At 60.8% G+C, this 25,691-nt stretch carries 29 protein-coding genes; 11 read left to right on the top strand and 18 right to left on the bottom strand.

The genetic code is table 11. The features are described 5' to 3' along the window. A complete protein-coding gene (locus E2F50_RS15245) occupies positions 1 to 1,089 on the top strand; it encodes a lactonase family protein (RefSeq protein ID WP_161974161.1) in 1,089 nt (362 codons plus the stop codon). A gap of 50 nt (positions 1,090 to 1,139) precedes the next feature. Here E2F50_RS15245 and E2F50_RS15240 read toward each other — a convergent pair whose 3' ends face one another. From E2F50_RS15240 to xylF, 3 genes are all read right to left on the bottom strand, one after another. Further along, positions 1,140 to 1,925, bottom strand: coding sequence for an ATP-binding cassette domain-containing protein (locus E2F50_RS15240; protein ID WP_133317000.1), 786 nt, complete (start codon positions 1,923 to 1,925; stop codon positions 1,140 to 1,142). A gap of 27 nt (positions 1,926 to 1,952) precedes the next feature. Next, positions 1,953 to 3,266, bottom strand: a complete 1,314-nt coding sequence (locus E2F50_RS15235; RefSeq protein WP_133316999.1) for a sugar ABC transporter permease — start codon at positions 3,264 to 3,266, stop codon at positions 1,953 to 1,955. A gap of 158 nt (positions 3,267 to 3,424) precedes the next feature. After that, positions 3,425 to 4,465 carry a D-xylose ABC transporter substrate-binding protein gene (xylF, locus tag E2F50_RS15230; protein ID WP_133316998.1) on the bottom strand — a complete coding sequence of 347 codons (1,041 nt, stop codon included), beginning with the start codon at positions 4,463 to 4,465 and terminating at the stop codon, positions 3,425 to 3,427. 189 nt (positions 4,466 to 4,654) lie between these two features. Between xylF and E2F50_RS15225 the strand changes: the two genes are divergently transcribed. Further along, positions 4,655 to 5,881 carry an ROK family transcriptional regulator gene (locus E2F50_RS15225; RefSeq protein WP_133316997.1) on the top strand — a complete coding sequence of 409 codons (1,227 nt, stop codon included), beginning with the start codon at positions 4,655 to 4,657 and terminating at the stop codon, positions 5,879 to 5,881. Between the two features lie 112 nt (positions 5,882 to 5,993). Continuing rightward, complete coding sequence (locus E2F50_RS22980) at positions 5,994 to 6,164, top strand: hypothetical protein (RefSeq protein ID WP_161974159.1); 171 nt, start codon at positions 5,994 to 5,996, stop codon at positions 6,162 to 6,164. Between the two features lie 78 nt (positions 6,165 to 6,242). Here the strand turns inward: E2F50_RS22980 and E2F50_RS15220 are convergent, their stop codons facing one another. The 7 genes from E2F50_RS15220 to E2F50_RS15190 all read right to left on the bottom strand — a co-directional run bounded on the left by E2F50_RS15220 (position 6,243) and on the right by E2F50_RS15190 (position 15,190). Further along, the gene (locus tag E2F50_RS15220; protein WP_133316996.1) at positions 6,243 to 6,497 is read right to left on the bottom strand and encodes a hypothetical protein; all 255 of its coding nucleotides are present in this window, start codon (positions 6,495 to 6,497) and stop codon (positions 6,243 to 6,245) included. A 27-nt stretch (positions 6,498 to 6,524) separates the two neighbouring features. Beyond that, positions 6,525 to 8,405, bottom strand: coding sequence for a 4-alpha-glucanotransferase (gene malQ / locus E2F50_RS15215; RefSeq protein ID WP_133316995.1), 1,881 nt, complete (start codon positions 8,403 to 8,405; stop codon positions 6,525 to 6,527). Positions 8,406 to 8,451: 46 nt separating this feature from the next. Further along, positions 8,452 to 10,230: a malto-oligosyltrehalose trehalohydrolase gene (gene treZ, locus E2F50_RS15210; protein ID WP_202615463.1), complete on the bottom strand. Its 1,779-nt coding sequence runs from the start codon at positions 10,228 to 10,230 to the stop codon at positions 8,452 to 8,454. Positions 10,231 to 10,428: 198 nt separating this feature from the next. Beyond that, positions 10,429 to 11,736, bottom strand: coding sequence for a c-type cytochrome (locus E2F50_RS15205; RefSeq protein ID WP_133316994.1), 1,308 nt, complete (start codon positions 11,734 to 11,736; stop codon positions 10,429 to 10,431). A gap of 3 nt (positions 11,737 to 11,739) precedes the next feature. Continuing rightward, positions 11,740 to 14,100 carry a xanthine dehydrogenase family protein molybdopterin-binding subunit gene (locus tag E2F50_RS15200; RefSeq protein ID WP_342635733.1) on the bottom strand — a complete coding sequence of 787 codons (2,361 nt, stop codon included), beginning with the start codon at positions 14,098 to 14,100 and terminating at the stop codon, positions 11,740 to 11,742. A gap of 10 nt (positions 14,101 to 14,110) precedes the next feature. Further along, a complete protein-coding gene (locus E2F50_RS15195; protein ID WP_133316993.1) occupies positions 14,111 to 14,563 on the bottom strand; it encodes a (2Fe-2S)-binding protein in 453 nt (150 codons plus the stop codon). A 126-nt stretch (positions 14,564 to 14,689) separates the two neighbouring features. Continuing rightward, positions 14,690 to 15,190 (bottom strand): DUF4142 domain-containing protein, encoded by a 501-nt coding sequence (locus E2F50_RS15190; protein WP_133316992.1) that lies wholly within the window; start codon positions 15,188 to 15,190, stop codon positions 14,690 to 14,692. A gap of 380 nt (positions 15,191 to 15,570) precedes the next feature. Between E2F50_RS15190 and E2F50_RS15185 the strand changes: the two genes are divergently transcribed. The 8 genes from E2F50_RS15185 to E2F50_RS15160 all read left to right on the top strand — a co-directional run bounded on the left by E2F50_RS15185 (position 15,571) and on the right by E2F50_RS15160 (position 21,022). After that, positions 15,571 to 16,746, top strand: a complete 1,176-nt coding sequence (locus tag E2F50_RS15185; RefSeq protein WP_133316991.1) for a zinc-dependent alcohol dehydrogenase — start codon at positions 15,571 to 15,573, stop codon at positions 16,744 to 16,746. A 30-nt stretch (positions 16,747 to 16,776) separates the two neighbouring features. Next, positions 16,777 to 17,421, top strand: coding sequence for a hypothetical protein (locus tag E2F50_RS15180; protein ID WP_245515423.1), 645 nt, complete (start codon positions 16,777 to 16,779; stop codon positions 17,419 to 17,421). A 270-nt stretch (positions 17,422 to 17,691) separates the two neighbouring features. After that, positions 17,692 to 18,426: a nutrient deprivation-induced protein gene (locus E2F50_RS15175; RefSeq protein ID WP_202615462.1), complete on the top strand. Its 735-nt coding sequence runs from the start codon at positions 17,692 to 17,694 to the stop codon at positions 18,424 to 18,426. Further along, complete coding sequence (locus E2F50_RS15170; protein WP_133316990.1) at positions 18,419 to 18,835, top strand: phage holin family protein; 417 nt, start codon at positions 18,419 to 18,421, stop codon at positions 18,833 to 18,835. The genes E2F50_RS15175 and E2F50_RS15170 overlap by 8 nt, the downstream gene beginning before the upstream one ends. After that, positions 18,835 to 19,827 carry a DUF3618 domain-containing protein gene (locus E2F50_RS15165; protein WP_133316989.1) on the top strand — a complete coding sequence of 331 codons (993 nt, stop codon included), beginning with the start codon at positions 18,835 to 18,837 and terminating at the stop codon, positions 19,825 to 19,827. The genes E2F50_RS15170 and E2F50_RS15165 overlap by 1 nt, the downstream gene beginning before the upstream one ends. Before the next feature lie 195 nt (positions 19,828 to 20,022). Further along, complete coding sequence (locus E2F50_RS23245; RefSeq protein WP_202615467.1) at positions 20,023 to 20,163, top strand: hypothetical protein; 141 nt, start codon at positions 20,023 to 20,025, stop codon at positions 20,161 to 20,163. A 79-nt stretch (positions 20,164 to 20,242) separates the two neighbouring features. After that, the gene (locus tag E2F50_RS22975) at positions 20,243 to 20,404 is read left to right on the top strand and encodes a hypothetical protein (protein ID WP_161974157.1); all 162 of its coding nucleotides are present in this window, start codon (positions 20,243 to 20,245) and stop codon (positions 20,402 to 20,404) included. A 126-nt stretch (positions 20,405 to 20,530) separates the two neighbouring features. After that, complete coding sequence (locus E2F50_RS15160) at positions 20,531 to 21,022, top strand: sigma-70 family RNA polymerase sigma factor (protein WP_133316988.1); 492 nt, start codon at positions 20,531 to 20,533, stop codon at positions 21,020 to 21,022. A 29-nt stretch (positions 21,023 to 21,051) separates the two neighbouring features. Here the strand turns inward: E2F50_RS15160 and E2F50_RS15155 are convergent, their stop codons facing one another. The 8 genes from E2F50_RS15155 to E2F50_RS15125 form a co-directional block, all read right to left on the bottom strand. After that, a complete protein-coding gene (locus E2F50_RS15155) occupies positions 21,052 to 21,525 on the bottom strand; it encodes a response regulator (RefSeq protein ID WP_133316987.1) in 474 nt (157 codons plus the stop codon). Positions 21,526 to 21,816: 291 nt separating this feature from the next. Further along, positions 21,817 to 22,170 carry a hypothetical protein gene (locus tag E2F50_RS15150; protein WP_133316986.1) on the bottom strand — a complete coding sequence of 118 codons (354 nt, stop codon included), beginning with the start codon at positions 22,168 to 22,170 and terminating at the stop codon, positions 21,817 to 21,819. A gap of 277 nt (positions 22,171 to 22,447) precedes the next feature. After that, on the bottom strand, positions 22,448 to 22,711 hold the full coding sequence (locus tag E2F50_RS15145; RefSeq protein ID WP_161974155.1) for a DUF982 domain-containing protein: 264 nt from the start codon (positions 22,709 to 22,711) through the stop codon (positions 22,448 to 22,450). A gap of 113 nt (positions 22,712 to 22,824) precedes the next feature. Continuing rightward, positions 22,825 to 22,974 carry a hypothetical protein gene (locus E2F50_RS22970; protein WP_161974153.1) on the bottom strand — a complete coding sequence of 50 codons (150 nt, stop codon included), beginning with the start codon at positions 22,972 to 22,974 and terminating at the stop codon, positions 22,825 to 22,827. A 53-nt stretch (positions 22,975 to 23,027) separates the two neighbouring features. Beyond that, the gene (locus E2F50_RS15140) at positions 23,028 to 23,261 is read right to left on the bottom strand and encodes a hypothetical protein (protein ID WP_133316984.1); all 234 of its coding nucleotides are present in this window, start codon (positions 23,259 to 23,261) and stop codon (positions 23,028 to 23,030) included. Positions 23,262 to 23,688: 427 nt separating this feature from the next. Further along, a complete protein-coding gene (locus E2F50_RS15135) occupies positions 23,689 to 24,201 on the bottom strand; it encodes a YciE/YciF ferroxidase family protein (protein WP_133316983.1) in 513 nt (170 codons plus the stop codon). A 118-nt stretch (positions 24,202 to 24,319) separates the two neighbouring features. After that, entirely contained in the window at positions 24,320 to 24,613 is a 294-nt protein-coding gene (locus E2F50_RS15130) for a hypothetical protein (protein ID WP_133316982.1), read from the bottom strand. A 91-nt stretch (positions 24,614 to 24,704) separates the two neighbouring features. After that, positions 24,705 to 25,628 carry a transglycosylase SLT domain-containing protein gene (locus tag E2F50_RS15125; RefSeq protein WP_425375390.1) on the bottom strand — a complete coding sequence of 308 codons (924 nt, stop codon included), beginning with the start codon at positions 25,626 to 25,628 and terminating at the stop codon, positions 24,705 to 24,707. Positions 25,629 to 25,691: the final 63 nt, after the last annotated feature.

Genomic DNA, 25,691 nt, shown 5'->3' with positions numbered 1-25,691 from the left:
ATGACAGTTCAGGCCGATCCGCGCGATGACATGACGCTCATCGTGGGCAGCTATACGGTGTCGATGCCGCATGTGAAGGCCAAAGGTGAGGGGATCAGCGTGCTCCGGCTCGATGGCCGTGACGGCAGGCTGAAACCCGTTTCCACCTTCGGCGGCCTGCGCAATCCCAGCTATCTGGCGCTGTCGGAGGACAGAAGCAGGCTCTATGTGGTCGAGGAAGTACCCGATGAGGACGGTGCCAGCGCTGCCACCCTTTCCTTCGACGGTGAAACAGGCACGCTTTCGCTGCTGAAAAGCGTGCCCGCCATGGGCGATGCACCGTGCCATATCGCCCTCGACCGGTCCGGCGAAAGGCTGTTCGTCTGCAACTACGGCAGCGGCAATTTCATCACCTACGCCTTGGATGCTGATGGCCTGCCGAGCGGCGAGCCGGTGAATATCCGGCACCAAAGCAAGGGCGCCAATCCGGAACGGCAGGAAGGGCCGCATCTCCATCAGGCGACTGCAACACCGGATGGTCGAAGCGTGCTGATCTGCGATGCTGGAACCGACGTCATTGCCCGTTACGACATTGCCTCCGGCCTCATCCGTCCTTCGCCGGACATGGTGGTGAAAGCCAGGCCGGGCACGCTGCCGCGGCATCTTGTTGTCTCGGAGGATGGACGGTTCGTTTTTGTCGTCCACGAGCTTGGCTGCACGATTAGCAGCTACGCCTGCGAGCCGGAAGGGTTTCGCCCGCTTACAGAGGTCTCCACTCTTCCCGGCGATTTTGAAGGCAGCTCTGCCTGCGCCGCCATCCGGATTCATCCGAGCGGGCGTTTCGTCTACGCTTCCAACCGCGGCCATGACAGCATTGCCGCCTATGAGATCTTACCGGATGACGGATCGCTCCGATCCATCGGATGGTATGACACCAGGGGGAAGGCACCGCGCGACTTCGCCATCGACCCGACCGGCCGCACCCTGGTAGCTGCCAACCAGGACAGCCATTCCCTGTCCGTCTTCCGGATCGATCAGTCCTCGGGTGAGCTTACTATAACCGGTGAACTGTTTGATATCGGCAGTCCCGTCTGCGTTCTGTTTGCCTGATCTCGACGGCGATAGCTCTGCCTGAGTAGCCACGCAGGCATGAGCCCCTGTCAGGCGACCTTCATGGCACCTGGTCCTGCGGTGGCGCCTGGAGGCACCTTGCCGAGAATGATCATGCCGAGCACTTCGTCTTTCGTCACATCCTGCGTCCGCGCATGGCCGACGACCTTGCCGTTCTTCATGACGAAGACACGATCCGCCAGGTCGAAGACGTCGTGGATATCGTGGCTGATCAGGAAGATGCCGATGCCTTCGCGCTTCAGCTGCTTGATGAGGTCCCCGACCTGCGCCGTTTCCTGAGGGCCGAGCGCCGCGGTCGGCTCGTCCATGATCAGGATGCGGGCATCGAAGAGGATGGCCCGGGCGATCGCCACCGACTGCCGCTGGCCGCCCGAGAGTGCTTTGACCGGCTCCTTGAACCGCTTGAAGTTGGGGTTGAGACGGCCCATCACTTCGCGGGTATTGGCTTCCATGGCGACGTCGTCGAGCGTACCCCACTTGGTCTGCAATTCTCGCCCGAGATAAAGATTGGCGGCGGCATCGACATTGTCGGCCACCGCGAGCGTTTGGTAGATCGTCTCGATGCCGTACTTCTTCGCCTCACGCGGGGTGCGGATATCGGCCGTCTCGCCATTGATCAGGATGTCGCCTCCGTCCCGCTTGTAGGCGCCGGACAGGATCTTGATCAAGGTGGACTTTCCAGCGCCGTTATGGCCGAGAAGCGCCACGACCTCGCCCGGAAAAAGATCGATCGATGCATTCTCGACCGCGTGAATCCCGCCGAAGGAGATGGAAATGTTCTTCATTTCCACGAGCGGAGTGGTTTGTTCCGTCACGATGAGAACTCCTGTTACTGGGGCCTGTCACTTGGCTTTGGCGCGGTAGACGGTGTCGAGCCAGACGGCAACGACGAGGACGGCGCCGACCACGATGCGCTGGAAAGGCGTATCGATGCCGAGCAGGACCATGCCCGACTGGAGCGACTGCATGACCAGCGCGCCGAGCATGGCGCCGGCAATCGAGCCTATGCCGCCGGCCAGCGAGGTACCGCCGATCACCGCTGCGGCAATCGTATAGAGCTCGTCGAGCTCCCCTTGAGCATTGGTTGCGGCATTGAGGCGGGCCGTGGAGATGGCTGCGGCGATGGCACAGAGCACGCCCATCAGCGCAAAGATCTTGACCGTTACCCATCTGGTCTTGATGCCGGCGAGCTCGGCGGCTTCCGGATTGCCGCCGATGGCAAAGACATAACGGCCGAAGCGCAGTCGCGTCGCGATGAAGGTCATGACGATGCCTGCGGCGATCGCGATCAGTACGGGGATGGCGATGCCATGCGAGATCAGCAACCCGCCTTCCGGCCAGGCAATGCCATTGGCGTCCGCATAGCGGCGGGCGATGTTGACCGGCCAATAATAGTCGTTGGCAATCGAGACGGCGCCCAGCACGATCACGCAGCCCAGCGCGACCAGCACATATTCAGCCCAGATCGGCCGGCGCGGGAAGGCAAAGCGCTTTCTTTGCCGGCGCGCATTGATGATCGCTGCAACAATGCCGATGCATGCAATGGCCCCGACGACCCAACTCCATGTGGCACCGATCGAACCTTCCGTGCCGCCGCCCATCAGGCGGAAATTGGCATCCATGGGAGCCACGGTCTGGCCGCTTGTCACGAACCATGTAGCACCGCGCCAGATCAGGAGACCGCCGAGCGTCACGATAAAGGAAGGCACGCCGAGGAATGCGATGATCACGCCGTGCAGCGTTCCGATCAATCCGCCGACGATGATCCCGCCGGTCAAAGCAATGATCCACAGTGCGGGATGGTTGAAGCCCAGAAGTTCCGGCAGGAAGCGCGACTGGAGCACGCCCATGATCATGCCGGTAAAGCCGAGGATGGAGCCGACGGAAAGGTCGATGTTGCGGGTGACGATGACCAGCACCATGCCGGTCGCCATGACCGCCACCGATGCGGTCTGGACCGACAGGTTCCACAGGTTGCGCGGCGTCAGGAAGAGGCCGCCGGTCAGGATGTGGAAACCGATCCAGATGATCAGCAGGGCGCCGATCATGCCGAGCATGCGCGTGTCGATTTCGGTCGCGCGGAAAAAGCGGGTCACGAGATTGCCCTCGGCCCGGCCCGTTGCGCCGGATGTCGTGGAATGCACCGTATCGGCCATCGTCTGCCGTTCTCCACCCTATGTCGGCGCGCCAAGGCAAATCCTCGGCTCAAGCCGTGCCATCGGCATCAGCTCGCAAGCGAGCCCCAGCCAGTCTAAGCCAGATGCCGACGCCGCTCCAAAGGATGCGGCGTCGGATTGTTTTGTCAGGCCGAATGTTACTTGCAGGCGGCGACCGAGCCGGCCTTGACGCCCTGGCAGGCTTCGGCCTTGCTGATCCAGCCCGCGTCGATGACGAGGTTCAGGTTGTCCTTGGTGATGGGCTGGGGCTTCAGGAAGACCGACTGCATCTTCTGCTTCTTCGGGCCGCCCTCGAACGTCTGGACGCCCTTGATCTCGGTCATCTTCTTGCCCGAAGCGAGTGCCAGCGCGATTTCGGCGGCATTCTTGCCGAGTTCGCGGCTATCCTTCCAGACCGATACGGTCTGGGTGCCAAGCGCGACGCGGTTCAAAGCAGCCTTGTCGGCGTCCTGCCCGGAAACAGGAACGGAACCGGCCAGACCCTGCGCGTCGAGGGCTGCAATCGCGCCGCCGGCCGTGCCGTCATTCGAGGCGACGACCGCGTCAACCTTGTTATTGGCCTTGGTGAGGAACTGCTCCATGTTCTTCTGGGCATTTTCCGGCTTCCAGCCATCCGTATAGGCTTCGCCGACATTCTTGATCTTGCCTGCATCGACGGCAGCTTTCAGCACTTCCATCTGGCCGGCGAAAAGGAAGTCGGCATTGGGATCGGCCGACGAGCCCTTGATGAAGACGTAATTGCCTTCCGGCTTCACCTTGAAGACGCCCTGAGCCTGCATGCGGCCCACTTCCTTGTTGTCGAAGGTGATGTAGAAGGCCTCGGGGTTTTCGATCAGGCGGTCATAGCCGACGACTGGAATGCCTTCGGCTGTGGCCTTTTCGATGGCCGGTCCGATCGCGTCCGAATCCTGCGCCAGGACGATCAGGGCGTTGGCGCCCTGGGAGATCAGCGACTCGACATCGGTGAGCTGCTTGGCAGCCGACGACTGTGCGTCTGCGGAAATGTATTTGGCGCCGGCAGCGTCCAGCGCCTTCTTGATGGCGGCTTCGTCGGTCTTCCAGCGTTCTTCCTGAAAGTTCGACCACGATACGCCGACGACGACCTGCTGCGCCAAGGCAGCGCCATGCATGGAAACAAGAATGGCCGCGCCGGCCATCAGCTTTACAAGCGATTTCATACTGTCCTCCCGGTTGACGGCGAATGGGCTAAACGCCTTTGCTCCCCCTTCCGCCAAATCCTGTCGACAAAGCACCTCCTGCTTTTTCTCGACAGTCGAGAAATTAAATGTCAGATACTGAAGAGGCTGTCAATCAGCCACGGAATCACCTCCGAGGTCGGCCATAACCGCCGGAAGGGGCGGAACAGAATGCTGGCAAAAACAAGCACCGACATGGTCCGGCACCAGAACAGCGAACTGGTACTGTCTATCCTGCGCCGTCACGGCCGCCTGGCGCATACGGACATTTGCGACAGGACGCGCCTGGCATCCGCCACGGTGTCCGCCATCACCGGCGAGCTTGAGCGGGCCGCAATCATAAAGCGGATCGAGCAGCAGCCGGCATCAGGGCGGGGGCGGCCCCGGGTCCAATTCAGCCAGCGGCGCGATTGCGGCTATGTCGTCATCGTCACCATGTCTTCGGACGCCATCCAGTATTCGCTGGTCGACTACGGGGGAACGCTTCTGGATCGGTTTGCGGAGCCGCGGCGCGACGGCGATGTGACGGGCTTTCTTCAATCGATCTCGGCTGCGCTGGGGCGGGTTGTGGCCCGCGCACGCATCGAAGCAAGCCGCGTCATGCTGGTTTCGATCAGCAGCAAGGGTCTGGTCCATTCTACCCAGCCGGTTCTGGTCTGGTCACCGGTTTTCGGGGCGCAGGCGGTTGATTTTAATGCGGTGTTGCCATCCGGCTGGTTAGCCAAGGTGCTTTTGAACAACGAGACGCTGCTGGTCGCGACCGCACTCAACGAGCGGCAGGCCAAAAGCGGCGGCAAGGACGGAAGGGCGCTTGCGGCCGTATCGCTCGGGCATAGCATCGGCCTTGGCATCGTGCGGCCAACACCTGCCAATATGCCGGAAATCGTCGCTCCCAATTTCGGACATATGCTCCACATCCCGCATGGAGCGCTGTGCCGCTGCGGCGCTGCGGGATGTATCGAAGCCTATGCGGGTTTCTACGCCATTTTGAGAGCCGCATTCGAAGTGCCGACCGCAAAAGTGCCGGCGAAATTCGTGCCCTTGGCCGAGATCGACAAGATCGCCATGCAGGCGCGTCAGGGCCACCGCATGTCGCGACAGGCTTTTCGCCAGGCGGGGGTCGCACTTGGAAATGGCTTGTCGCGGCTGCTCAGCCTCTACGACACGATGCCGGTTCACATCACCGGTCCGGGAACCCGTTACCATGATCTCTTGGCGGACGGCATGGAAGAGGGGCTTTCGCAAACCCATGCGGTTCGGCTCGCCGGCCTGCCGCCCATCAGCATCGTCGACGATGAGCCCCTGCTTGTCTTCGAGGGGCATTCCGCCATTGCCTTTTCCATTCTGGATCATGACGTCCTGACATCATCCGGGCGGCAGCGGCAGATTGCCGGCTGATCATCGGCCAGCACCTGCCGGTGTAGCGCGGCCCGACATGTATGTCTTGCCGGCGCCGGGTGGAACTTAGGCGGGAAACACGGGTTTGATATGTCTGACAAGGAGAGCCGTCATGAGATCGCAATCGCAGACCAAGCCGCAAAGCACAAAGGGCGGAGCCCTGAACATCCAGGAGGATGACGTAGTGCCGATCGGCACGGACGCCGAGCTCAAGGGAAACAAGCAGCCCCTGGATCAGCATGCGAACGCCGGGAACAAGGACAAGGCCCAGCCCGACCGGTAGGCGGGAAGGGGAAAGAGCAACGGTGCGCAGAGCCGCTGTCTGTCCTCGACCTGCATGGTTGCGGCCGCGCGTCCTGCGTTAGAGATCGATCAAAATCACCGAGGCATGAACAATGAAGAAGAACGGTTTCATCGGCGCCTTGGTCGTCATCATCCTTATCCTGGTGGCCGCCTTCCTGATGCGCGGCCCCAGCCAGCCGGCAGGCTCAGGATCAAGCCAGATTCCCGCGCCGTCCAATTCGCCGCCTCCAGCGGTCACCACCCCCTCACCTCCGGCGACAGCGCCTAGCCAGTAGCGCTTGCCGCGTCGGAGGCTCGCGCCTTGATATGCCACCGCGCGCGGCCTCCTGAAACTTGATGGTCAGGTCTTGGGCCGCTCCTCGCGCATGGCTTCGGCGATCTTCTGCAGGAGCGGCACGTCCGGCAGATCTTCCAGCGGTACCGAAAGCTTTGGCTTCCAGTTCGGGTAGCTGTCGCTGGTGCCGGGAATATTGGTCGGCTTCTTTTCGCTGGTGAGGTCGGCGAGGCGGACCGCAGCCAGCAGCGATGGTGTTTTGGCGATGAAGCGATGCGCGCTGACGACCAGGTCGCTCAGTCTCTCCTCATTGGCCGTCTTCGGTGGAAGCCGTTCCGGGGGCTCGGCACCGGCTTCCTCGAGCGCATCCTTTAGATCCTGCCGCTCATGCTTGCGCTCTTCGACATGCTTTTCTGTCACCTCGGGCGGCACGATGCCATGCTCCGCGCGCACCTTGATGTCGGCCCCACGCCACCAGCCGGCAAGCGTCTGGTGGTCGTGGGTCGAAATGCAGGCGAGCGCCAGCGTCGGATAAACCTCCGCCGGCTTGAAGCTGTCCTCGTCGCGCTCATAGGACAGAATGCGGTAGGACAGAATCTGCGCCTCGGAAAGATCGTCCTGCAGGCCTTCCGGGAGCATGCCGAGATCCTCGCCGATGACCAGGCACTTATATTCGCCGGAGGCGTCCGCGAGGATCTGCAGCAGCTCGTCCTGCGGGTAATCGACATAGGCACCGCCGTCCGGGCGGCTGTCGAGCGGCACCAGGAACAGGCGCCGCAGGGCCGCGGCATGATCGATGCGGATGGCGCCGGCATACCGCATGGCAGCACTCACCATGCGTCGATAGGGGGAATTTCTGCCGGAAGCGATTGCCGAGGGATGGAAGGCGGCGAGATGCCAGTCCTGACCTTCAGTTGCAAAGGGATCCGGTGGGCTGCCGACTGTGGCCGTCGAGAGATAGACGTCGCGCTCGCTCCAGGTCGCGGAACCGTCGACCGCCTCGCCGACGGCAAGATCAAGATAAAGCCCGACCCGCAATCCCGCTTTGCGCGCCCGCTCGGCCGCTTGGGTGAGTTGCCGATGTGCCAGCCACTGCAGCCACATATGAAAGCGGATTTCGTCAGCATTCTCGGCCGCGAAATCTTTGACCGTCGGGCTGTCGGGCGCCTGAAAATCCTCCGGCCAGGCTTGCCAGCCGGTTCCGGTGCCGCGCTCGCCCATCGAAGCGGAAATGATTTCGAAGAGTGCGTGAAGGCGCAAGACATCGCCGCCTTGCAGGATGAAGGCCTCGAAGTCCTCACTCGCGTAGTCAGGGTCATCCGTTGAAGCCTTCATCCAACCCTTCCAAATCTCGCGAAGCGCCGTCAGCTTGGCTTGAGCGACCCTTGTATAGTCGACCAGTTCTGTCCCGCGCAGCTCTTCCAGCGTCTTTTCGAGCGCATCATTGCTTGCAAAGCCCGGCACCTTGTCGACGGCGATATAGAGCGGATTGAGTTGCTGGCGATTCGACGGTTCATAGGGGCTGCAGCGGTTCGGGTCGGCGAGAAAAGGGGCATGCAGCGGATTGAGGCCGATGAAGTCCGCCCCGAGCGACCCGACCAGATTGGCCATGGCTGAGAGATCCTCAAAATCGCCGATCCCCCAATTGCGGGCCGAGCGCAGCTCGTAAAGCTGCAGGCTTATCCCCCAGATGCGGCTGTTTCCCAGAAACTCCGGCAGGTAGGACTGGGCGATCTTCTTCTTCGCCGTCTTCTTCGTTATTGTCTTGCCCGAGACAGCCTCGCTCGAAGTGCTGGCGCCCGCCTTCACCGGCACATTCACGCCCAGCGCATCCAGCACTTTCCGCTTGGCCTCGTCCGAGATCGGCACTTCCCCGCTGTCGGGGCTAGGCCGGGTGAGGCTGATGCCGTGTTCGCGAGCGAAATCGTCAAGGTCTGCGGATTTCATGGTGAATGCCTTTTCTGAGCCTTTGATTTTGCAGTCTACGCCAACCTCAAGCTCGGCTGATGCTCCAGATCACCGACCAGGGAGCGAGAATGTCACCACTCACACCGCCAAGAGAGAAGATGTTCTCGGTGCCGGGAGCCTGCGCACCAACCGATGCCGGTTCCTGTGAAAGATTAGCCAGGAGGTGGAGCTGGGCGCCCCCTGCCAAAAGCCAGTCCACGGCAATGGCATTTCCCTGCGAGCGGAAACGTCCGCTTTTGCCACCCACACCCTTCAGCAGGGGCACGATGTCTCGGTGCCGGATGTCGAGAAGAGTTTTGTAGAAATCGAGCACTTCGGCGCAAGCCGCGTTGTTCAGCTTCGACCAGTCCAGCTTGGCGGATTCGAAGGTGGACCGGGCGGTCGGATCAAGGAGGTCGTCGGCATCGAAGCCCGGCAGTCGCGATAGCTCCTCGCGCCGGCCTTTCCTTACCTTCTCGTTCAGGTCTTCGTTGAAGTCGCAGAAATAGGGAAAGGGTTCCGTCGCGCCCCATTCCTCGCCCATGAACAGCATGGGGATCTGCGGCGCGAGCAGGTATAGGGCCGTCACGGCCTTGATGGCTTCGACGGGACGGTAGGTGATCATGCGGTCGCCCAATGCCCGGTTGCCGATCTGGTCGTGGTTCTGGATGAAGGAAATAAAGGCGGTCGGCGGCAGGTCGGCACTTGGCTTGCCGCGTTCTTCGCCGCGATAGGGCATGTGCTCGCCCTGGAAGACAAAACCTTCCGCCAGCGCCCGGCCGACCTTGCCGGCATCGTCGGCATAATCGGCATAATAGCCGAAGGTTTCCTCCGTCGCGGCGATATGCAGCACATGGTGCACGTCGTCATTCCATTGGGCGGTAAACAGCGAGGCCTTGCCAGCCTCGTTGCGCATGAGGAGATCGCTATTGTTGTCCTCGTTTTCAACGACAAGATGCACATGCCGGCTGCCGGCAACCTCGCGCACACGCCGCGCCAGCTCATGCAGAAGATGTTCCTCGCTGTCGTCCTTGATGGCATGGACGGCATCGAGACGCAGCCCATCCAGTTGGAACTCCGTGATCCAGTAGATCGCGTTCTGGATGGCGAACTCCCGGACGGGCTTTGAGCCTTCGCCGTCGTAATTGATGCCATTGCCCCAGGGCGTCTTGTGATGCTCGGTAAACAGCGGCGCATAGTTCGGCATGTAATTGCCGTCGGGCCCGAAGTGATTGTAGACGACGTCGAGGAAGACGCAGATGCCGCGCGCATGGGCTGCGTCCACCAGCGCCATCAGGTCTTCCGGACGTCCATAGCTGCTGTCGGGGGCATAAGGCAGAACGCCGTCATAGCCCCAGTTATAGCCGCCGGGGAAGTCGCTGATCGGCATGATCTGGATGCCCGTGACGCCGAGTGCCTTCAGATGGTCGAGCCGCTCGATCGCCGCACGAAAGCCGCCCTTTTCCGTGAACGAACCAAGATGCAGTTCATAAAGGACGATCTCTTCCCAGGGGCGTCCCTGCCAGCTTTCGGTCTCCCAGTGATAAGCGGCGGGGTCGATCACCTCGCTCGGCCCATGGACGTCCTGCGGCTGGAAGCGCGAACCGGGGTCTGGAACTTCCAGCCCATCCGGCACGACAAAGCTGTAGAGCGTGCCGGCACCGGCACCGGCAACTTCGCATTGGTGCCATCCTTCATCGACCGCCTGCATGTCGCGCAGTTCGCTGCCTTCGATCTTCAGCGAAACACGCTCATGCTTGGGAGCCCAGAGACGAAAAGTGACACCGGCATTGGAAAGGGCAGGGCCGAACATGAGCTTGGTCAAGGGGAAACCTTCCGAAGATGAGGAGACAGCCCACTAAACCAATGCGGAAGGAAAAAGTTGCCGACATTCGTTAGATTGCAGGAGCTACCGGCGGCCCGCAGGGGCTGCGCCGGCCAAGGGCGGCACGTTAATCCTTTCGCGGGTGGCTGCCTGCACTGTTCCGGCCGAAGCGTCATTGCGCCTCGGCCGGCGCAATAGTCACTGCGACGGGTTGCGCGCCGCCGCAACATCTTCGGGGGTCACGGATGCTTTCTTGTTGCCGAAATGGCCGAGCACATAATTGCTGAGGGCTGCGATTTCGACATCGGAATAGGCATCCGCAAAGGCCGGCATGAAGGCGCTGCCTTGGGGCGTCGTCATGTGCGAGCCCTGGAGAATGACCTGCACGAGGTTTGTGCCGTCGGGATCATTGACGGTCTGGCTGCCGCGCAATGCGGCATAGGGTGACTGCTGACCCTCGCCATTCCAGGCATGGCAGCTGGCGCAGGCGCTTTCAAATATGGTCAGGCCGAGCGACCGGTCTGCCGTCTCCTGCGCGGCCGGCGCGTAGGCCTGCGATGCGGCCATCAGCGGCGGATTGGGATCCACCTTGGCGGCCGCATCCGTCGGCTGTGGCGGGATCGTCTTCAGGTAAACGGCCATGCTGCGGATATCCTGCTCCGTCAGGTGCCGCAGGCTGAGGTCGATTGCTTCGGCCATGCTCCCGGTTGCCGCGCCGCGGCCCTCGGCATGGCCCGTGTGCAGGTAGGACGTCAACTCCTCGACGGACCAATTGCCGATGCCGCCGTCCTTGTCGGAGGTGATGTTATAGGCCTTCCAGCCCTGGGTCACGGCACCTGCGAACTTCTTGCCGCTATCGAGCCCGTACATGAGATTGCGCGGCGTATGACATTCGCCGCAATGGCCGAGAGCTTCGACCAGATAGGCACCCCTATTCCACTCCTCGCTCTGCTTGGCCTCGGCCTGATAGGTTTCCTTCGGCAGGAAGAGAAGCTTCCAGGCGCGCATCAGGTAACGCTGATTGTAGGGGAATGACAGGGAGTTTTCGGCTGTCTGCGCTCGCACGGCCGGCAGGCTGAACAGGTAGGCCTTGACGGCCAGCATGTCGTCCGTGCTCATCAGCGCATAGGATGTATAGGGGAATGCCGGATAAAGATCCTCGCCGTTCTTGCCGACGCCGTGGCGCATGGCGCGCACGAATTCGGCATCGCTCCAGTCGCCGATGCCGGTTTCCTTGTCGGGCGTGATGTTGGAGGAATAGATGGTGCCGAAGGGCAGCTTGAAGGCAAGTCCACCCGCATAAGCGCCGCCGCCGGCGACCGAGTGACAGGCGATGCAGTCGCCCGCGGTCGCGAGATAACGCCCCCGCTCGATCAGTTCCTGGCCCTTCGGCTGGTTGCTGCTGGCGGTCACTTCATCAAGGCCGGCCGGAAGAAAGAAGAAGGCGGCAGCGGCAAGGACGGCGACAAGCACGAGCGCCGCGAGGATCTTGATAGAACGCTTCATTGATCAGACCTCGGCCGGCTGCGATTGATGTCCCGATGAGCCACCGGTTTCCGCATCGCCTAAAGAGGCTGCAATCGCGACACCCAGAGCGACAGGCGGCACCATGCCCAATGTCTGCTTGGCGATGTCTGGAGCCTGCAATTCCTCCCGCGAGAACGGCAGGCGGCGCAGCCGTTTGCCGGTTGCGGCAAAGATCGCGTTACCGAGTGCCGGAGCAGCCGAAACCGTGCCGGATTCACCAATACCGCCCGGACCTTCCGTGCTCGGAATGATATGAACCTCGAATGGCGGTACTTCGTTGATCCGCATCTGGCGGTAGTCGTGGAAATTGCTTTGTTCCACCTGACCGTCCTTGAAGGTGATGCCGTTATACATGGCCGCGGAAAGCCCGAAGATCATGCCGCCCTCGATCTGTGCCTTGATCGTGTCGGGAAGAATGTTGAAGCCGCAATCGACCGCGGCAACGATGCGCTTGAGCTTGATCTGCCCGGCAGGCGTCACGGACGTCTCGACCACGGTTGCGAGATAGCTTCCGAAGGAATCGTGCAGCGAGATGCCGCGTCCGGTGCGCTCCGGCAGCGGGCTCCCCCATCCGGCCTTTTCGGCTGCAAGATTGAGCACGCCAAGCGCGCGTGGGTTGTCTTTCAGAAGCACCCGCCGGTATTCCAGCGGGTCTTTGCCGACCGCATGGGCGAGTTCGTCCATGAAGCTCTCGACGACGAAGACGTTATGGGTCGGGCCCACCCCGCGCCACCAGTTGACCTTGATCGGCGGATCCTTGCGGATCCAATCGACCCGAATGGAGGGCAGGGCGTAAGGCGGCTGCGCGGCACCTTCGATGGCGTCGGAATCCAGCACGCCCTCCGGCAGGCCGGTCGGAAGATAGGAACCCAGCACCGATCCACCGGTAGTTCGGTCGGTCCAGGCGACGGGAAAACCGTCGGCCCCAAGCCCTGCCGAGATGCGGTCGTAATAGGCGGGACGGAAGAGATCGTGCTGGAGATCCTGCTCGCGCGTCCAGATGATCTTGATCGGATAGCTCACCTGCTTGGCGAATTCCACGGCCTGCTGCACCGAGTCCGCAACCAGCCGGCGCCCGAAGCCGCCGCCGATCAGGTGGTTGTGGACGATGACCTTTTCCGGCGGCAGGCCGGAGACTTGCGCGGCGACCTGCTGGACGGCAGTCGGGGCCTGAGTGCCGAGCCAGATCTCGCAGGCATCGGGCCGCACGTGAACGGTGGTGTTGATCGGCTCCATCGTGGCATGCGCCAGAAGCGGCAGCTCATAAACCGCGTCCACGCGTTTTGCCGCCGATGCCATCTTGGCGTCGGCATCGCCTTCGCTGCGACCCATGACCGGCTTGCCGGTTTCGGATGCCTGCTTGAGGTCGGCCCAGATGCTGTCGGAGGAAAGGGAAGCCTTGGCGCCGTAGTCCCATTCGATCTTGAGGGCCGCCAAGCCTTGGCGCGCCGCCCAGAAATGATCGCCGGTCACGGCAACGGCATTGTGGATCTTGATCACGTCGACGACGCCCTTGATCTTGCGAGCCTGGCTGTCGTCCACCGCTACCAGCTTGCCGTCCGGCACTGGACAGATGGAGATCGCCGCGATCTTCATGCCCTCAACCTTGACGTCTATCCCATACTGGGCGCTGCCGTCGACTTTGCTCGGGGTATCGACGCGGCGTGTGTTCTTGCCGATCAGCTTGAAATCCTTGGGATCCTTCAGCGGCACATCCTGCGGCACCGGCTGCCGAATGGACGCGTCCGCAAGCGCCGCATAAGTCAGCGTCCGGCCGGAGGGGATGTGGGTAATGACCGCCCGTTCGGCGCGACATTCCTCCGACGGAACTGCCCATTCGGCAGCGGCGGCGCCGATCAGCATGGTGCGTGCCGCAGCACCCGCCTGCCGCATGGGGACCCAGGCGCCACGGATGGATGTCGAGCCGCCGGTTGCCTGGGATTTCAGGATCGGCTGGCGGTAGAGCTCCTCGTTCGGCGGCGCGGGCATGATCCGCACCTGGTCGAGCCCCACTTCGAGCTCCTCGGCCAGAAGCATGGCTTCCCCGGTATAGATGCCCTGGCCCATTTCCGTGCTGGGAATGACGAAGGTAATGCTTCCGTCGCGCCCGATGCGGATGAAGCCGCCCGGCGCGAAGCCTTCAAAGGCATTGCCGGTGTCTTCGCCACCGCCGCCGATCACCTTGAGGCTGGGCTCTTCGCCCGCCGCAAAGGCCTTTCTGCGGCCGAGCCAGACAAAGCCCATCAGAAGGCCGGTTCCCTGCAGGAAGCGTCGGCGGGAGGAAACGGTGAGGTCGGTGGATTCAAGAAGTCCATAGGCGGGACCGTGCGGATTTGTCATCATCGTCCCGTCCTCACGCCGTTGCCGCTTGCTTGATGGCCGCGCGGATGCGCGGATAGGTGCCGCACCGACAGACATTGCCGGCCATGGCGGCGTCGATGGCGGCATCGTCGGGATCGGGATTGCGCCCGAGCAGGGCTGCGGCCGACATGATCTGGCCGGACTGACAGTAGCCACACTGGACCACTTCCAGGTCGAGCCAGGCTTCCTGAACTTTCTTGCCGACCGGGGTCTCGGATACGCCTTCGACAGTCGTGACTGGCCGGTTGCCGACCGCGCCGACCGGCATGACGCAGGAGCGAACCGGCTTGCCATCCACATGAACCGTGCAGGCGCCGCATTGGGCAATGCCGCAGCCGAACTTGGTGCCGGTAAGGCCGGCGACGTCGCGCAGCGCCCAAAGCAGCGGCATGTCGTCCGGCACGTCGAGATGCAGCAGTTCACCGTTTACAGTCATGTCGATCATCTGCATCCCCTTATGTCCCGTTGGTGCAATCGGCTCCAACCGCCATCACACGAAGAAGTTCCGTAGATCTGCATACGGAAATGGGGTCCGCCCGCGGACCCCATTGATAGACGTTTTCAGCCTTGGTTAGCTCAGCATGCTCTGGATGCCGCGGAGCATGACGAGATGACTCTGGATGCTTGGCACGCCGACGATCGAAGCTCCACGCGCCATGGGATCACTGCCGGTTCTCGCGTATCGCTTATGGATCGCCAGAAGCTCCTCGTGACCCTGGATCTGGCCGTTGATATACATCATGTCGAAGGTCGGACCATCCACGGCCGCCAGCTTCTCGACAAGCATGGCATGACGACGGCTAAGACCTGCAGCACCCGGTCGGGAACCAAAGGCTTTGGCAACAGCCGCCTGCTCGGTAATCTCCAGCTCGGCGAATGTTCTGACCAGGCGATTTTTGGCTTTCCTAGCCGCTAGTCGACTGGTTGCCGTCGCGTAATCGCCGCCCATAAGCGCTTCCAGTTTGGCTCTCTCGATCCCGGAAGTCTGAGCCAATGCAACGCCCGACATGGTCCCGGACATGGGCAGGACGCTCGCCGCCGCGATTCCGAGTAGAATATTCCTTCTATTCATGGAGTTTCTCCTTTTGCCCGCCAGCGCGCCGAACAGCGCCAGCAAACGAGAGTTCCGGCCAATGGTGAACGAAGGAAGATTTTACCGAGAGGCTCAGTCTTCTTCCATGAGAGCGGTGTTGAACTAGTTTAGTCATGACAAGTTCTCGGAAAAATCTTGCAGCCGGACAAATCACCTTCTTCTGCGTGCCTCCCGTTGTCTGACAATTACGATGATGAGCGGGTATGCCTGATCTGCGCCCGTCCATAATGAAACTTTATCGAATCTTCGGGGTTCCAACCATGTCCCTTAGTCGCACCCTGTCCGCTTTCGTCGAAGCGGCACGGGCCTCGACCCTACGACACGAACAGACGGCAAGTTGATAAGAACGGGAGATAATCATGCGGGCTCTGGTCTGGCACGGTAAAGAAGACATTCGATGTGACACGGTTTCCGATCCGGAAATCGAGCATCCGCGGGATGCAATCATCAAGGTCACGAGCTGCGCGATTTGCGGCTCCGACCTGCACCTGTTCCATAACTTCATTCCAGCGATGATGCCGGGTGACATTATGGGTCATGAAATGATGGGTGAAGTGGTCGAGACCGGTTCCGAAATCAACGGCAGCCTCAAGAAGGGCGACCGGATCGTCGTCCCCTTCACGATCAACTGCGGCGAATGCGACCAATGCAAGCGCGGCAACTTTTCCGTTTGCGAGCGTTCGAACCGCAACAAGGATATGGCGGATAAAGCATTTGGCCACACCACGGCCGGCCTGTTCGGTTACACCCATCTCACCGGCGGTTATCCAGGCGGCCAGGCGGAATATGTGCGAGTTCCCTTCGCCGATAAGACACATATCAAGGTGCCGAGCACTCTGAGCGACGAGCAAGTCCTTTTCCTCGGCGACATCTTTCCGACCGGCTGGCAGGCTGCCGCGCAATGCGACATCGAAGCCACCGATACGGTCGCCATATGGGGATGCGGACCAGTCGGCCAGATGGCCATCCGCAGTGCCGTCCTGCTTGGCGCCAAGCAGGTCATCGCCATCGATTGCCTGCCGGAACGACTGTCCATGGCAGCAGCCGGCGGCGCCATCACCATCAACTTCAGCGAGGAAAGCGTTGTCGAGCGGCTCAATGAGCTGACCAACAACAAGGGCCCGGAAAAATGCATCGATGCCGTGGGCTTGGAAAGCCATGTCTCGATGGGCCAGCCCGATACGCTCTACGACCGAGCCAAGCAGATGATGATGATGGAGAACGATCGTCCGCATGTGCTGCGAGAAATGATCTATGTTTGCCGGCCGGCCGGCATCATTTCGATCCCGGGCGTTTACAGCGGGCTTGTCGACAAGATCCCGATGGGCCCGGCCATGAACAAGGGCCTGACCTTCAGGATGGGGCAGACCCATGTCAAGCGCTGGACCGACGATCTGCTGCGCCGGATCGAGGAAGGGCAGATCGATCCTTCCTTCGTCATCACCCATACTGTCGGTCTCGAAGAGGGACCGGAAATGTACAAGGTGTTCCGCGACAAGCAGGACAGCTGCATCAAAGTCGTTCTCAAGCCTTGACGCCTGAAACCTTAAAGAAAAGGTGCAACCATGACATTCCTATCCAACATGACACGCTCAGAGGGCGATCCGAAAGTCATCAGATCAGGGCCCAGTTCGCTCGGAACGTCCGACGCACTGGCCCGCGGTCTCGGCTGGTTCAGCATCGGCCTCGGCCTGGCGGAGCTGATTGCTCCCGATCGCATCGCCAACCTGTTGGGCATGCGCGGCAAGGAAAACCTGATCCGTGCCTATGGCGCACGCGAGATCGGCGCCGGCATGCTGACGCTCTCCGTTGACAAGCAGGCAGGGCTCCTCAGCCGGGTCGCCGGCGACGGCCTCGACATCGCGACCTTGGCAGCCGCGCTGCGGCCCGATAATCACAAGCGTGATAATGTCGGCGTCGCTCTGGCCATGGTGATCGGCATTACTGTTCTCGATGTCATCGCTTACCAGGCAACCAAGGTTCGGCATGCACGTCCGCAGGCGCCGGCGCGCAACTACGGTGACCGGAGCGGCTTCCCGGGTGGCATCAATGCAGCCCGCAATGTCGCACAAGCCGCGGTGAAGCGGTTGCCGGACATGCGGTCGACATCGGCAGGTGCTGCATCCGGAGGCGGGACTGGAACGGCCGCAGCGGGAACAGGTGCGACGGGAACCGGAACGGTGGCCTCTTCGCGGCCATCCAGCCACTAGCATCCACTGCCTTGAACCGGCCGTTTGCAAATGGCTGGTTCACCAAAACCGGTTTCGCCCTTCCGGGCGGGGCCGCCGCAGCCCATTCGCGGGGTCATTGATTTTGCCGCCGCAAGCCGGGGAACATGCTTTGCATGATTCTGCCGCGGAACAGGGGCTGAAACGCAATCTTCCGGTCTTGCTGAGGAACAAACTGTTTTAGTTTGTGTTGATAATCAGATCGTTGCGAACCGTCGCAGTATGATCGTCCTCACATTCCTGGAGAGTTCCATGACTGAACGAGATATGGGTCAGAGCAGCACGGGGACAACGTCCTCCAGCTACCCTTCTTTCAAAGAGCAGACATCGCCACAGGCAGCGCCGCAGACACCGTCTTCGGGCTCTACCGGCGACAGCCAGAACAAGCAGGCCTCGGCGCAGAAGCCTGCCACGATCGACATCCGGAACAAGGTATCAGAAGACCTGCGCACCGTCCAGCAGACCGCCAAGGACGGCATGAGCCAGGCGACCGACAAGGCTCTCGACATGGCCGGAAGCCAGAAGAACTTCCTGGCCGAGCAGATGAGCGGCATTGCAGCGGCCATGGAAAAGGTCGGCGGCGAGCTGCAACAGGGTGACCAGGCCCAGATCGGCAATCTCGCCAAGACACTCGGTTCCAGCGTCCGCAAGTTTTCCGAAGACATCAAGGGCCGCGATATCGGCGACATTGCCGGAATGGCCGAAGATTTCGGCCGCAAGCAGCCTTTCGCCTTCCTCGGCGTAGCCGCCATTGCCGGCCTGGCTGCGAGCCGCTTCCTGACAGCATCTTCGCATCGCTACCATGGCAAGTCGGCTGACACGGCCACTTCGCAGGGTGCGAACAGAACTGCTTCGACAGGCGCCAGCACATCGACGCAACCGACGGCTTCGGCTTCGCCGCGTACCGCCACATTCGGCGATGCTCAGGCATCGTCCAGCTTCACGTCCACAAGCCAGTCAGCGACGGAGGGCCCGGTCAATGGCTAATACGGCTGAGAATGCATCCCTGTCGGAACTCGTCACCGGATTGGTTTCGGATATTTCCGGGCTGTTTCGCAAGGAGATCAACCTTGCCAAGACCGAAGCTTCCGAGAAGATGTCGCATGCTCTGACTGGTATAGAGGCCTTCGCGGCCGGGCTGGTCTTTGCGATTGCCGCCGTCGGCGTCCTCCTGGCGGCACTTGTCAGCGCTTTGACTGCATTTTTCGTGCATCAGGGCATGACAGAACCGAGCGCCAACGCACTTTCTGCGGTGATTGTCGGTGTGGTGGTCGCCTTGTTGGCTTGGGGAATGATTTCCCGCGGACTGGCCGCCCTGCGCGGTGACAACCTGAAGCTTGACCGCACCTCCGCGTCCCTGCGGCGCGATGCGCAGATGATCAAGGAGAGAACATAATGGCCCATACATCTGAAAACACGAGCTCCGCCGCAATTGAGCGCGAGATCGAACAGGACCGTCGACGCATCGAAGAGCGGATCGACGCGATCCAGCAGCGCATGTCGCCGGGCCAGATGGTCGATGAGGCGCTTGCCTATGCCAAGTCGAGCGGTGGCGGCGAATATGTTGCCAATCTCGGCAATGCGCTGAAGAACAACCCCATCCCGATGGCGCTGATGGGAGTCAGCCTGGCATGGTTGATGGCTGGACCGAAGCACACGACTGCTTCCTATGCCGAAGTGCAGGAAACGGAATATCCGCTCGCTCCCGTGCAGGGACAGGTTCGACGTACCGGTCCAATCCAATCGGATGGCGCAAGCCGCTACAGCCACTTCGCCGACAGCACCGGCAAGCGATTCCGAGCCCTGACGGACGAAACCGGCCGCCGTGCCGGCCACTTCATGGACGAGAGTGGCAAGACCTTCCGGGGCTTTGCCGATGCGTCCGGCCAGCAGATCCATGACATCCGCGACGAAGCCGGAAAGCTCTTCGACGATGCTTCCGGATGGGTGTCGAAGACCTGGCAGCAGGTGACCGATACGGTCAGCGTTTCAGCCGGCCGCATGCGCGATGCAGCAACCGGCGCGGGCCGCAGCTCCATGGATATGGGATCGGCCCTGAACGACAGCATCATCAAGCATTTCAAGGATCAGCCGCTGGTCGGCGGAGCCTTGGCATTCGCCGTCGGTGCTGCGATCGGCGCCGCCCTGCCCCATACTCGCCAGGAAGATGAAGTGGTCGGCGCCATGGCCGACGACGTCAAGGACCGCCTGTCGGCACAGGCGTCGAAGACCTTCGACAAGGCGGAAGGCCTGGCGACTGATGTCTACGGCAAGGCCGTATCCGTGGCCGCCGAAGTCCACGACATAGCGCGCGATCGGATTGCCGAGGAAGCCAAGAACCTTCAGCGCGGCGACAGCAAGGGTTCGTCGGCCAACCCCGCCCACTGAACCAGTCGATGATGCCGTTTAAGGGCGGCTGAAGATCAAGCAAAGGCGTCGGCTTCAGGCCGGCGCCTTTTGACGTGAGCACATGTGCAAATCGGCTCGTTCCCTCTCGAGGTAGGCTGTGTATGACCCCGCATCTGGTGCGGGAACATCTTCGACGCGCATCTGTTGGGTAGGAGCAACGACAGGAGAATGGACATGGCAGATCCCCAGGATAAAGATCCGGCCGAAGGCTCGCGCGAGACTATCGATAACGAACTCAAGCGCGCCGAAAAGAAAGAAGACCAGCAAGGTTCCGACGCGAAAAGCGACCAGAAGGGGCCGGCCCAGCCAGCCTGACGAGCGCCGCGAATTCGGTGAGCCGGCCCGCACGTCTTATACGGCGGAGCCGGCTTTGCAGTGAGTAGGAGGAGCAAACATGAACAGACGCGTGTTGATCGTGTTGGCGGCAGCCATTGTGGTGATTGCCGGCATTCTCGCCATGATCCCGGACAGGGATCAGCCAGGTGCTGAAGGCGACCACGCCACGCCGGCTGTCCGCGATCCGCAGAACCCGGCAGCGCCGGCACCCTCTAATTAGCAGGCGCTGTGTTTAGCTTCGGCTATGCCGAGTGCTGCGGGTAATGTTGATTTTGATGAATATCAAATAGGCAAGGAACAATCAGACCAAAGTCTGGTTCTGAGGCAGTGCTAGAGAGGTGCCGCAATGTCTCAACTGTCCCGTCAAGCTCGGCTGGAGAATGAACTGGTCGATCTGCTGCCTGCCATCAGAGCCTTTGCACGACGGTTCGAGCGAGATCCGGCCGATGCCGATGATCTGGTTCAGGAGGCGGTCAGCAAGGCACTGGCCAATCTCGATAAGTTTCACGAGGGCACCAGCCTCAAATCCTGGCTCTTCACCATCACCAAGAATGCCTTCTGCACCCGCTACCAGAGCCGCAAGAGGCTAAGGGTGGGAGACGACGACTGTGTATCTCAGCGGCCGTCGGTCAACGCGCCACAGGAATGGGCCGTGCGCATGGACGAATTTCAGCGCGCCTTCAACACGCTCCCACCGCGCTATCGCGAAGCCATGGATGTGGTTCTGCTGCAAGGCCAAAGCTACGAAGCCGCTTCGGAAACCTGCAAATGCCCGATCGGGACGGTGAAGAGCCGCATTAGCCGCGGCCGCAAGATGCTGGCGGACCAACTGGATTAAGCAGGACGTATGTATCGATGCTTAGCTGGCTAGTTTAACCCGGATTCCGCTCGACAGCTGAGATATTCCACTTGCATATTCGGCTGGTTAGTAGCTGGCGCCTTAGGCATGCATTTGCTGATTGCTGCCAAAAAATCATCCGCATCACAGGGTTTGGAAAGCCAGCAGCGACTTCTCTGCTTTCCGAAAGCGCTGACACTGCCGTGACCATCTGCGGTGTGCACCACATAGGGTATTTTGCGCCGCTCCAGCAGGGAAGCGATAGCGTCGCTTTTCCCGTCCCGCAGCCTCGTTTCGATGATAGCGAACCCAGGCGTGTTTCCTTCAAGCCATCTCTCTGCGTCGGAGCAGGACGCAACCGTATTGACACGGTCGAATCCGGCCTGGTGGAGAAGTTCCTCCACATAGATGGCAATCAGTGCCTGATCTTCGAGAAGCAAGACCGTGCTGTCTGGCAGTTTACCTGTCATTTTTCTTCTCGACACATCAGTGAGTTGCATCAAGATACTATTTTCTCAGTGATAATCTCGCTTTGTCCGCCAGCGTACGTAAGCCAGTTGGAAAAATGATACTTGACGACGTAATCGTCTCGCGAAGCGAAGATGAACCGGCGAAGAGAACGCTGCTTGCATTTTCATTCAGAGGAGCCAGGTCCACGCGAGGCTCCACTATCGAACGGTACGTTGTCAGACCGAGCGTAAAGGAGTGACGCAACCTTTGATTTGGATGTAGGTTGAATGGACGTTGATCCGCCACCGTGCAGCAATGGAGATGGCTGCAAGTGACGCCAGCCGCTAGTGGCGGACGCCGATGTCGTAATCGCTGAGGAGCGAATTGACGATCGCCTGGATATCATCTGCCACGTCATTGAGGATGTAGGGGCCGGTACGTGCCGAATAAGATCCTTCCGGCAAAGCGTAGAGAAATGGGACGTGCCAGGTTTCCAGATTTTCTGAAAGAGCGAACACCCCATCCGGGCTTTCTGATATGTCGATGACCACCCCGTTGGAGTGGAGCGCCTGGTTCCTGTCGATGCTTGCGACCGGAAAGGGCCCGAGAAGTTCTATGCCGGCGGAAAGCCAAGCCTGACGCACTGTTTCCGGCAGGAAGTCAGAAGGTCCCGCAATCATGATTTTCAGGCCCTGCACGCATGATCTCCCGTGGAGCCGTTTCCGGCATAGCACCTTCCCGAAGAGCCAATCTTCAATGGGAAGCGGTTATCTCACGGCTAACATCAGCGACGACAAAAAGTTCGTAAGAGCGCGGTTCCATATCGTCCATCAGAGATCATTGCAACCGAACCCGAGTGGCTGGCAGTCTTCCGCGTCAAAGTGTGGTAAGGATCATCTGCAGACTTGATGCCTGCGTCCTTAGGAGGCGCCGCTTGACCGGCCAGATGCCTCGGTCGTCGGGATCGCTGGCCAGTCAGGCCAGCATGCGTGCTTCTATAGCCGCAGAAACAAAGATGTCGCGCGCGTCTTCACAGGCAGCCCGCTTCTCTAGTGCCAGAACGCATTTGCGGCGGGCGGCATCGAAACAGCTCCCCTCGGAAGCTGGCCACCGATAGGTGAGGCAGTGCAGGGCTTCTTCCGGACCACGGACATTCTCGGCAAGTCCCAATCCTGCCCGGATGCGCACCGGCATGTGCCAGGTCACCACATAAGGTAGATCAATTATCTCGTTTCTCATGACGCTGCTCCTTTTGCCGGTAGTCGAACCGAGCGAAGCGAGCGTCGTTCCCCTGTGTACGCTAGCAGACCGCCAGCATGGGATCATGGTCCTCAAGGGGGCGGACCCCGCGGCTACTTCTCGTCCTTGAGAACCTTGGAGGTCATTTCCGCCGCCTTATCGACCGCCTCCTGGCGTTGCTTGCTGCTTTCCTTCGTATCGGCCGACCGCGCATCGTCGGTCCCGGCTTCAGGCGGCTTCTGGTCGTGCTTGTCATCGGTCATTGGAGCGCTCCGCTCGGCGTTGAAAAGGATAGGCACTGCTGGCGTATGCTTGGCTAGAGAATAGGCTGGCGCTGTTTCCAGGCGCGGTAGGGCGTCAGCGACTGCCCAGGATATCGCTGCTCGATAAGATCTTCGGTGAGGGCGATCCGGGCGAAGATTTCCTCTTGCGCGTCTCCCTCGGCAGTTTCGCTGCGTCGTTCCAGCTGCGCCATCGTCATGAAGATCTCATCATCCGTCATGGCTTCCAGCGAGATCGCAAAATCCTGAACCGGTAAGTCCTTCATCATCACATCCCTCCCGCCTGATACACACGACGCAGCCGGCGTCTTTCAGGAAGACGTTCCAGCGCTTGTCTTCCAATGGAACCTGCTCGAAGGTAATCGGTTCCGGTCTGAGAACAAGATTGCGGACCTGGACAAGCGTATCTTCGACGAAGATTCAGGATCGTCCTGTCCGCTTGCGGCTCATAGCCCTTTGCTACCAAATTATCAGAATCGATTGTCACGGGATCTCGGTAAAGCCGCTGCCGTCATCACCGATGGGTCTAACGGTCGCGGGCAGGCGACAGCGGAAGCCTTTGCTGCCATCCTGCGCGTCCGGTTCTGCTGGCCTTGGTGGCAGGCGCTGACCTGGAGCTCAAACGCAATTACCTCCGGATGCGAAGCTCGCTTCGCATCGGAGGTAATTGTACGGGTTCTGGATGAAGTTCCGTGATCAGACCTTGGCTGTTTCGCCGGCCTGCTTGAGCGAGGCAAACTTGAGCGTCAGCGGACGGAGATTGTCTTCCAGCCATTTCGCCATGGCGATCTCCTCGTCGAGATTGGCTTGCAGAGGCGCGGTCATGGCCGAGAAACTGCCGAACTCCGCCAGGGTGATCAGTGAATTGTAAGCGGCAATCTCGAAGTTCTCGAAGGCGAAATTGGCCAGCGAATTCTTGATGATCTCGTCGCCGGCAACCGTATGGCTCAACGCGGCCATGCTGCCGGTGAGCGAAAGCGCCATGTCCTTCAACGAGGAATGATCCTCGGCAAGGCTTGTCAGCAGCTCTTCCAGACGAGCGATCTGGCCTTCCGTTTCGCGGATATGCTGTTCCAGCTTGGCTGCAACCTCCGGATAATTTTCAATCCGGCTCAACTGCGGCTTCATGATGGAAAGTGCTTGGTTTTCCATGGCATGCGCGTTTTTCAGGCCGGTAACGAAGAGCGTGCGGGCGTCTGTGGCAGCCATATTCTTTCTCCTTTTGAATGTTGTTCGCAGAACTGCCTGCCGCGGAAAATGTTCCCGCATGGCGCCGTCATGAGCCTCAGCAGCCCGGCCTAGATTCGTCCTGCAGGAGGGGCGGTCCTTACTTCCCTTCGCATTTTATTTGGGGCTGGGGCTCGTTCGCGCCGGATGTCGCAGGCCGCTGGCCTGACACAGTGTTCGCCATCTTCTGGCAGTCTTCGCCACCCTTTTTAACGCTGTCGGGAATAGCATTGGTCGGGCGCTCCACCGCCTGGCTGCCCAGGGGGCCGCCGGAATTGACCCCCTGGGAGCTGGACGTGTCCGGCGTCAGCGTGCCGCCCTGCTGGGCAAGCGATACCGGCGCGCAAAGCAGCAGGAAGGCAAGGGCGGGACGGATGAGCTTGAGCGTGAGCATGGTGTTTCTCCTTTGCTGCCCAAACCGGATCTCGGCCCCATGGTTCCAACCTTGGCTCGCCTGACGCAGATCAGATATCGCCGCCTAACAATCAGTTCCGGAACACCGTACAGGGGATGCCGGCTGCCTTGATCTGACTGCAGAGCTTGGTGGCTTCGACCCGGGTCCTCCGCCCGATCCGTGCCGCATAGCGCGTCCGACGGCCAAAGTTTCCGCTTTTCTGGCGCACCACCAGCGCTCGTTCAGAATTCAGCGGCTGGGGAAGCTTCTCCACCGCATTGACGAAAAGGCGGCTGGCGACGCTCGGATTGTAATGAGCGGCCAACTGCACGCCCCAAGGCGCCCAGTCCGCAGAATTCATCAGGATCGGCTCCCGGAGGCGGCGGCTTGCTGCAAGCTCGATGCACCCGTCTAGGAAGGACTTAGAAGCGTCCAGTGGCGGAGCAGCGGTCTCCGGCGGCTTGTCACGCCAGGTCTCGGCTGGATAGCCGGTAATTGCAAACACATAGTCGCGCGTTTCTATAGGAAGCCTGCCCGTCCTGAGAAAGTTGTCGAGGCCCGCCTCACCGGCATTATAGGCCGCTGCCGCGAGGCCAAGATTGCCGAAGCGCTGACGTAGGTCGCTGAGATATCGCGACGAGGCGGCAAGAGCCTCGACCACGTTGAATGTGTTCGAAAGGCCCTTGCGCCGTGCGGTCTCCGGCATGAATTGGGCAATGCCCTCGGCGCCCTTGGGACTGACTGCATCAGCCTGGAAGAGGCTTTCGCGCCAGATGAGCCGGGCAAGAAACTCAGGCGGCACGGCATTGGCGAGGGCGGCGGATTCCATCACATGGCAGAGATCCGGCCCGTAGCTGTCACGCCGGATGCAAAGCTGCCGGGAGGCATCCTCCTCGTTACTCTTGAACAGGCATTCGCTGGTATTCCCTTTGTCGACGTCAACGGCAACGACAGTGTCAGGAGATACTGCCGCCACGGACGAAGCGAAAACAGCAGCCAGAAGCACGCGAAACAGTCTCACGGATACGTCCTTTAGAAGGGGATCAACGGCACTGATGCCCGATGACCTGTGCCGGTG

The sequence above is a fragment of the Rhizobium deserti genome, from assembly GCF_004358025.1.
Lineage (GTDB): Bacteria > Pseudomonadota > Alphaproteobacteria > Rhizobiales > Rhizobiaceae > Neorhizobium > Neorhizobium deserti.
This window is presented reverse-complemented; position numbering and strand designations above follow the sequence as displayed.

Bases quoted from the DNA above. Each gene is read 5' to 3' on its own strand.
- E2F50_RS15245 (WP_161974161.1), top strand. From the start codon at position 1: ATGACAGTTCAGGCCGATCCGCGCGATGACATGACGCTCATCGTGGGC.
- E2F50_RS15235 (WP_133316999.1), bottom strand. From the start codon at position 3,266: ATGGCCGATACGGTGCATTCCACGACATCCGGCGCAACGGGCCGGGCC.
- xylF (WP_133316998.1), bottom strand. From the start codon at position 4,465: ATGAAATCGCTTGTAAAGCTGATGGCCGGCGCGGCCATTCTTGTTTCC.
- E2F50_RS15225 (WP_133316997.1), top strand. From the start codon at position 4,655: ATGCTGGCAAAAACAAGCACCGACATGGTCCGGCACCAGAACAGCGAA.
- E2F50_RS22980 (WP_161974159.1), top strand. From the start codon at position 5,994: ATGAGATCGCAATCGCAGACCAAGCCGCAAAGCACAAAGGGCGGAGCC.
- malQ (WP_133316995.1), bottom strand. From the start codon at position 8,405: ATGAAATCCGCAGACCTTGACGATTTCGCTCGCGAACACGGCATCAGC.
- E2F50_RS15205 (WP_133316994.1), bottom strand. From the start codon at position 11,736: ATGAAGCGTTCTATCAAGATCCTCGCGGCGCTCGTGCTTGTCGCCGTC.
- E2F50_RS15200 (WP_342635733.1), bottom strand. From the start codon at position 14,100: ATGATGACAAATCCGCACGGTCCCGCCTATGGACTTCTTGAATCCACC.
- E2F50_RS15195 (WP_133316993.1), bottom strand. From the start codon at position 14,563: ATGATCGACATGACTGTAAACGGTGAACTGCTGCATCTCGACGTGCCG.
- E2F50_RS15190 (WP_133316992.1), bottom strand. From the start codon at position 15,190: ATGAATAGAAGGAATATTCTACTCGGAATCGCGGCGGCGAGCGTCCTG.
- E2F50_RS15185 (WP_133316991.1), top strand. From the start codon at position 15,571: ATGCGGGCTCTGGTCTGGCACGGTAAAGAAGACATTCGATGTGACACG.
- E2F50_RS15180 (WP_245515423.1), top strand. From the start codon at position 16,777: ATGACATTCCTATCCAACATGACACGCTCAGAGGGCGATCCGAAAGTC.
- E2F50_RS15175 (WP_202615462.1), top strand. From the start codon at position 17,692: ATGACTGAACGAGATATGGGTCAGAGCAGCACGGGGACAACGTCCTCC.
- E2F50_RS15170 (WP_133316990.1), top strand. From the start codon at position 18,419: ATGGCTAATACGGCTGAGAATGCATCCCTGTCGGAACTCGTCACCGGA.
- E2F50_RS15165 (WP_133316989.1), top strand. From the start codon at position 18,835: ATGGCCCATACATCTGAAAACACGAGCTCCGCCGCAATTGAGCGCGAG.
- E2F50_RS23245 (WP_202615467.1), top strand. From the start codon at position 20,023: ATGGCAGATCCCCAGGATAAAGATCCGGCCGAAGGCTCGCGCGAGACT.
- E2F50_RS22975 (WP_161974157.1), top strand. From the start codon at position 20,243: ATGAACAGACGCGTGTTGATCGTGTTGGCGGCAGCCATTGTGGTGATT.
- E2F50_RS15160 (WP_133316988.1), top strand. From the start codon at position 20,531: ATGTCTCAACTGTCCCGTCAAGCTCGGCTGGAGAATGAACTGGTCGAT.
- E2F50_RS15145 (WP_161974155.1), bottom strand. From the start codon at position 22,711: ATGAGAAACGAGATAATTGATCTACCTTATGTGGTGACCTGGCACATG.
- E2F50_RS22970 (WP_161974153.1), bottom strand. From the start codon at position 22,974: ATGACCGATGACAAGCACGACCAGAAGCCGCCTGAAGCCGGGACCGAC.
- E2F50_RS15140 (WP_133316984.1), bottom strand. From the start codon at position 23,261: ATGATGAAGGACTTACCGGTTCAGGATTTTGCGATCTCGCTGGAAGCC.
- E2F50_RS15135 (WP_133316983.1), bottom strand. From the start codon at position 24,201: ATGGCTGCCACAGACGCCCGCACGCTCTTCGTTACCGGCCTGAAAAAC.
- E2F50_RS15130 (WP_133316982.1), bottom strand. From the start codon at position 24,613: ATGCTCACGCTCAAGCTCATCCGTCCCGCCCTTGCCTTCCTGCTGCTT.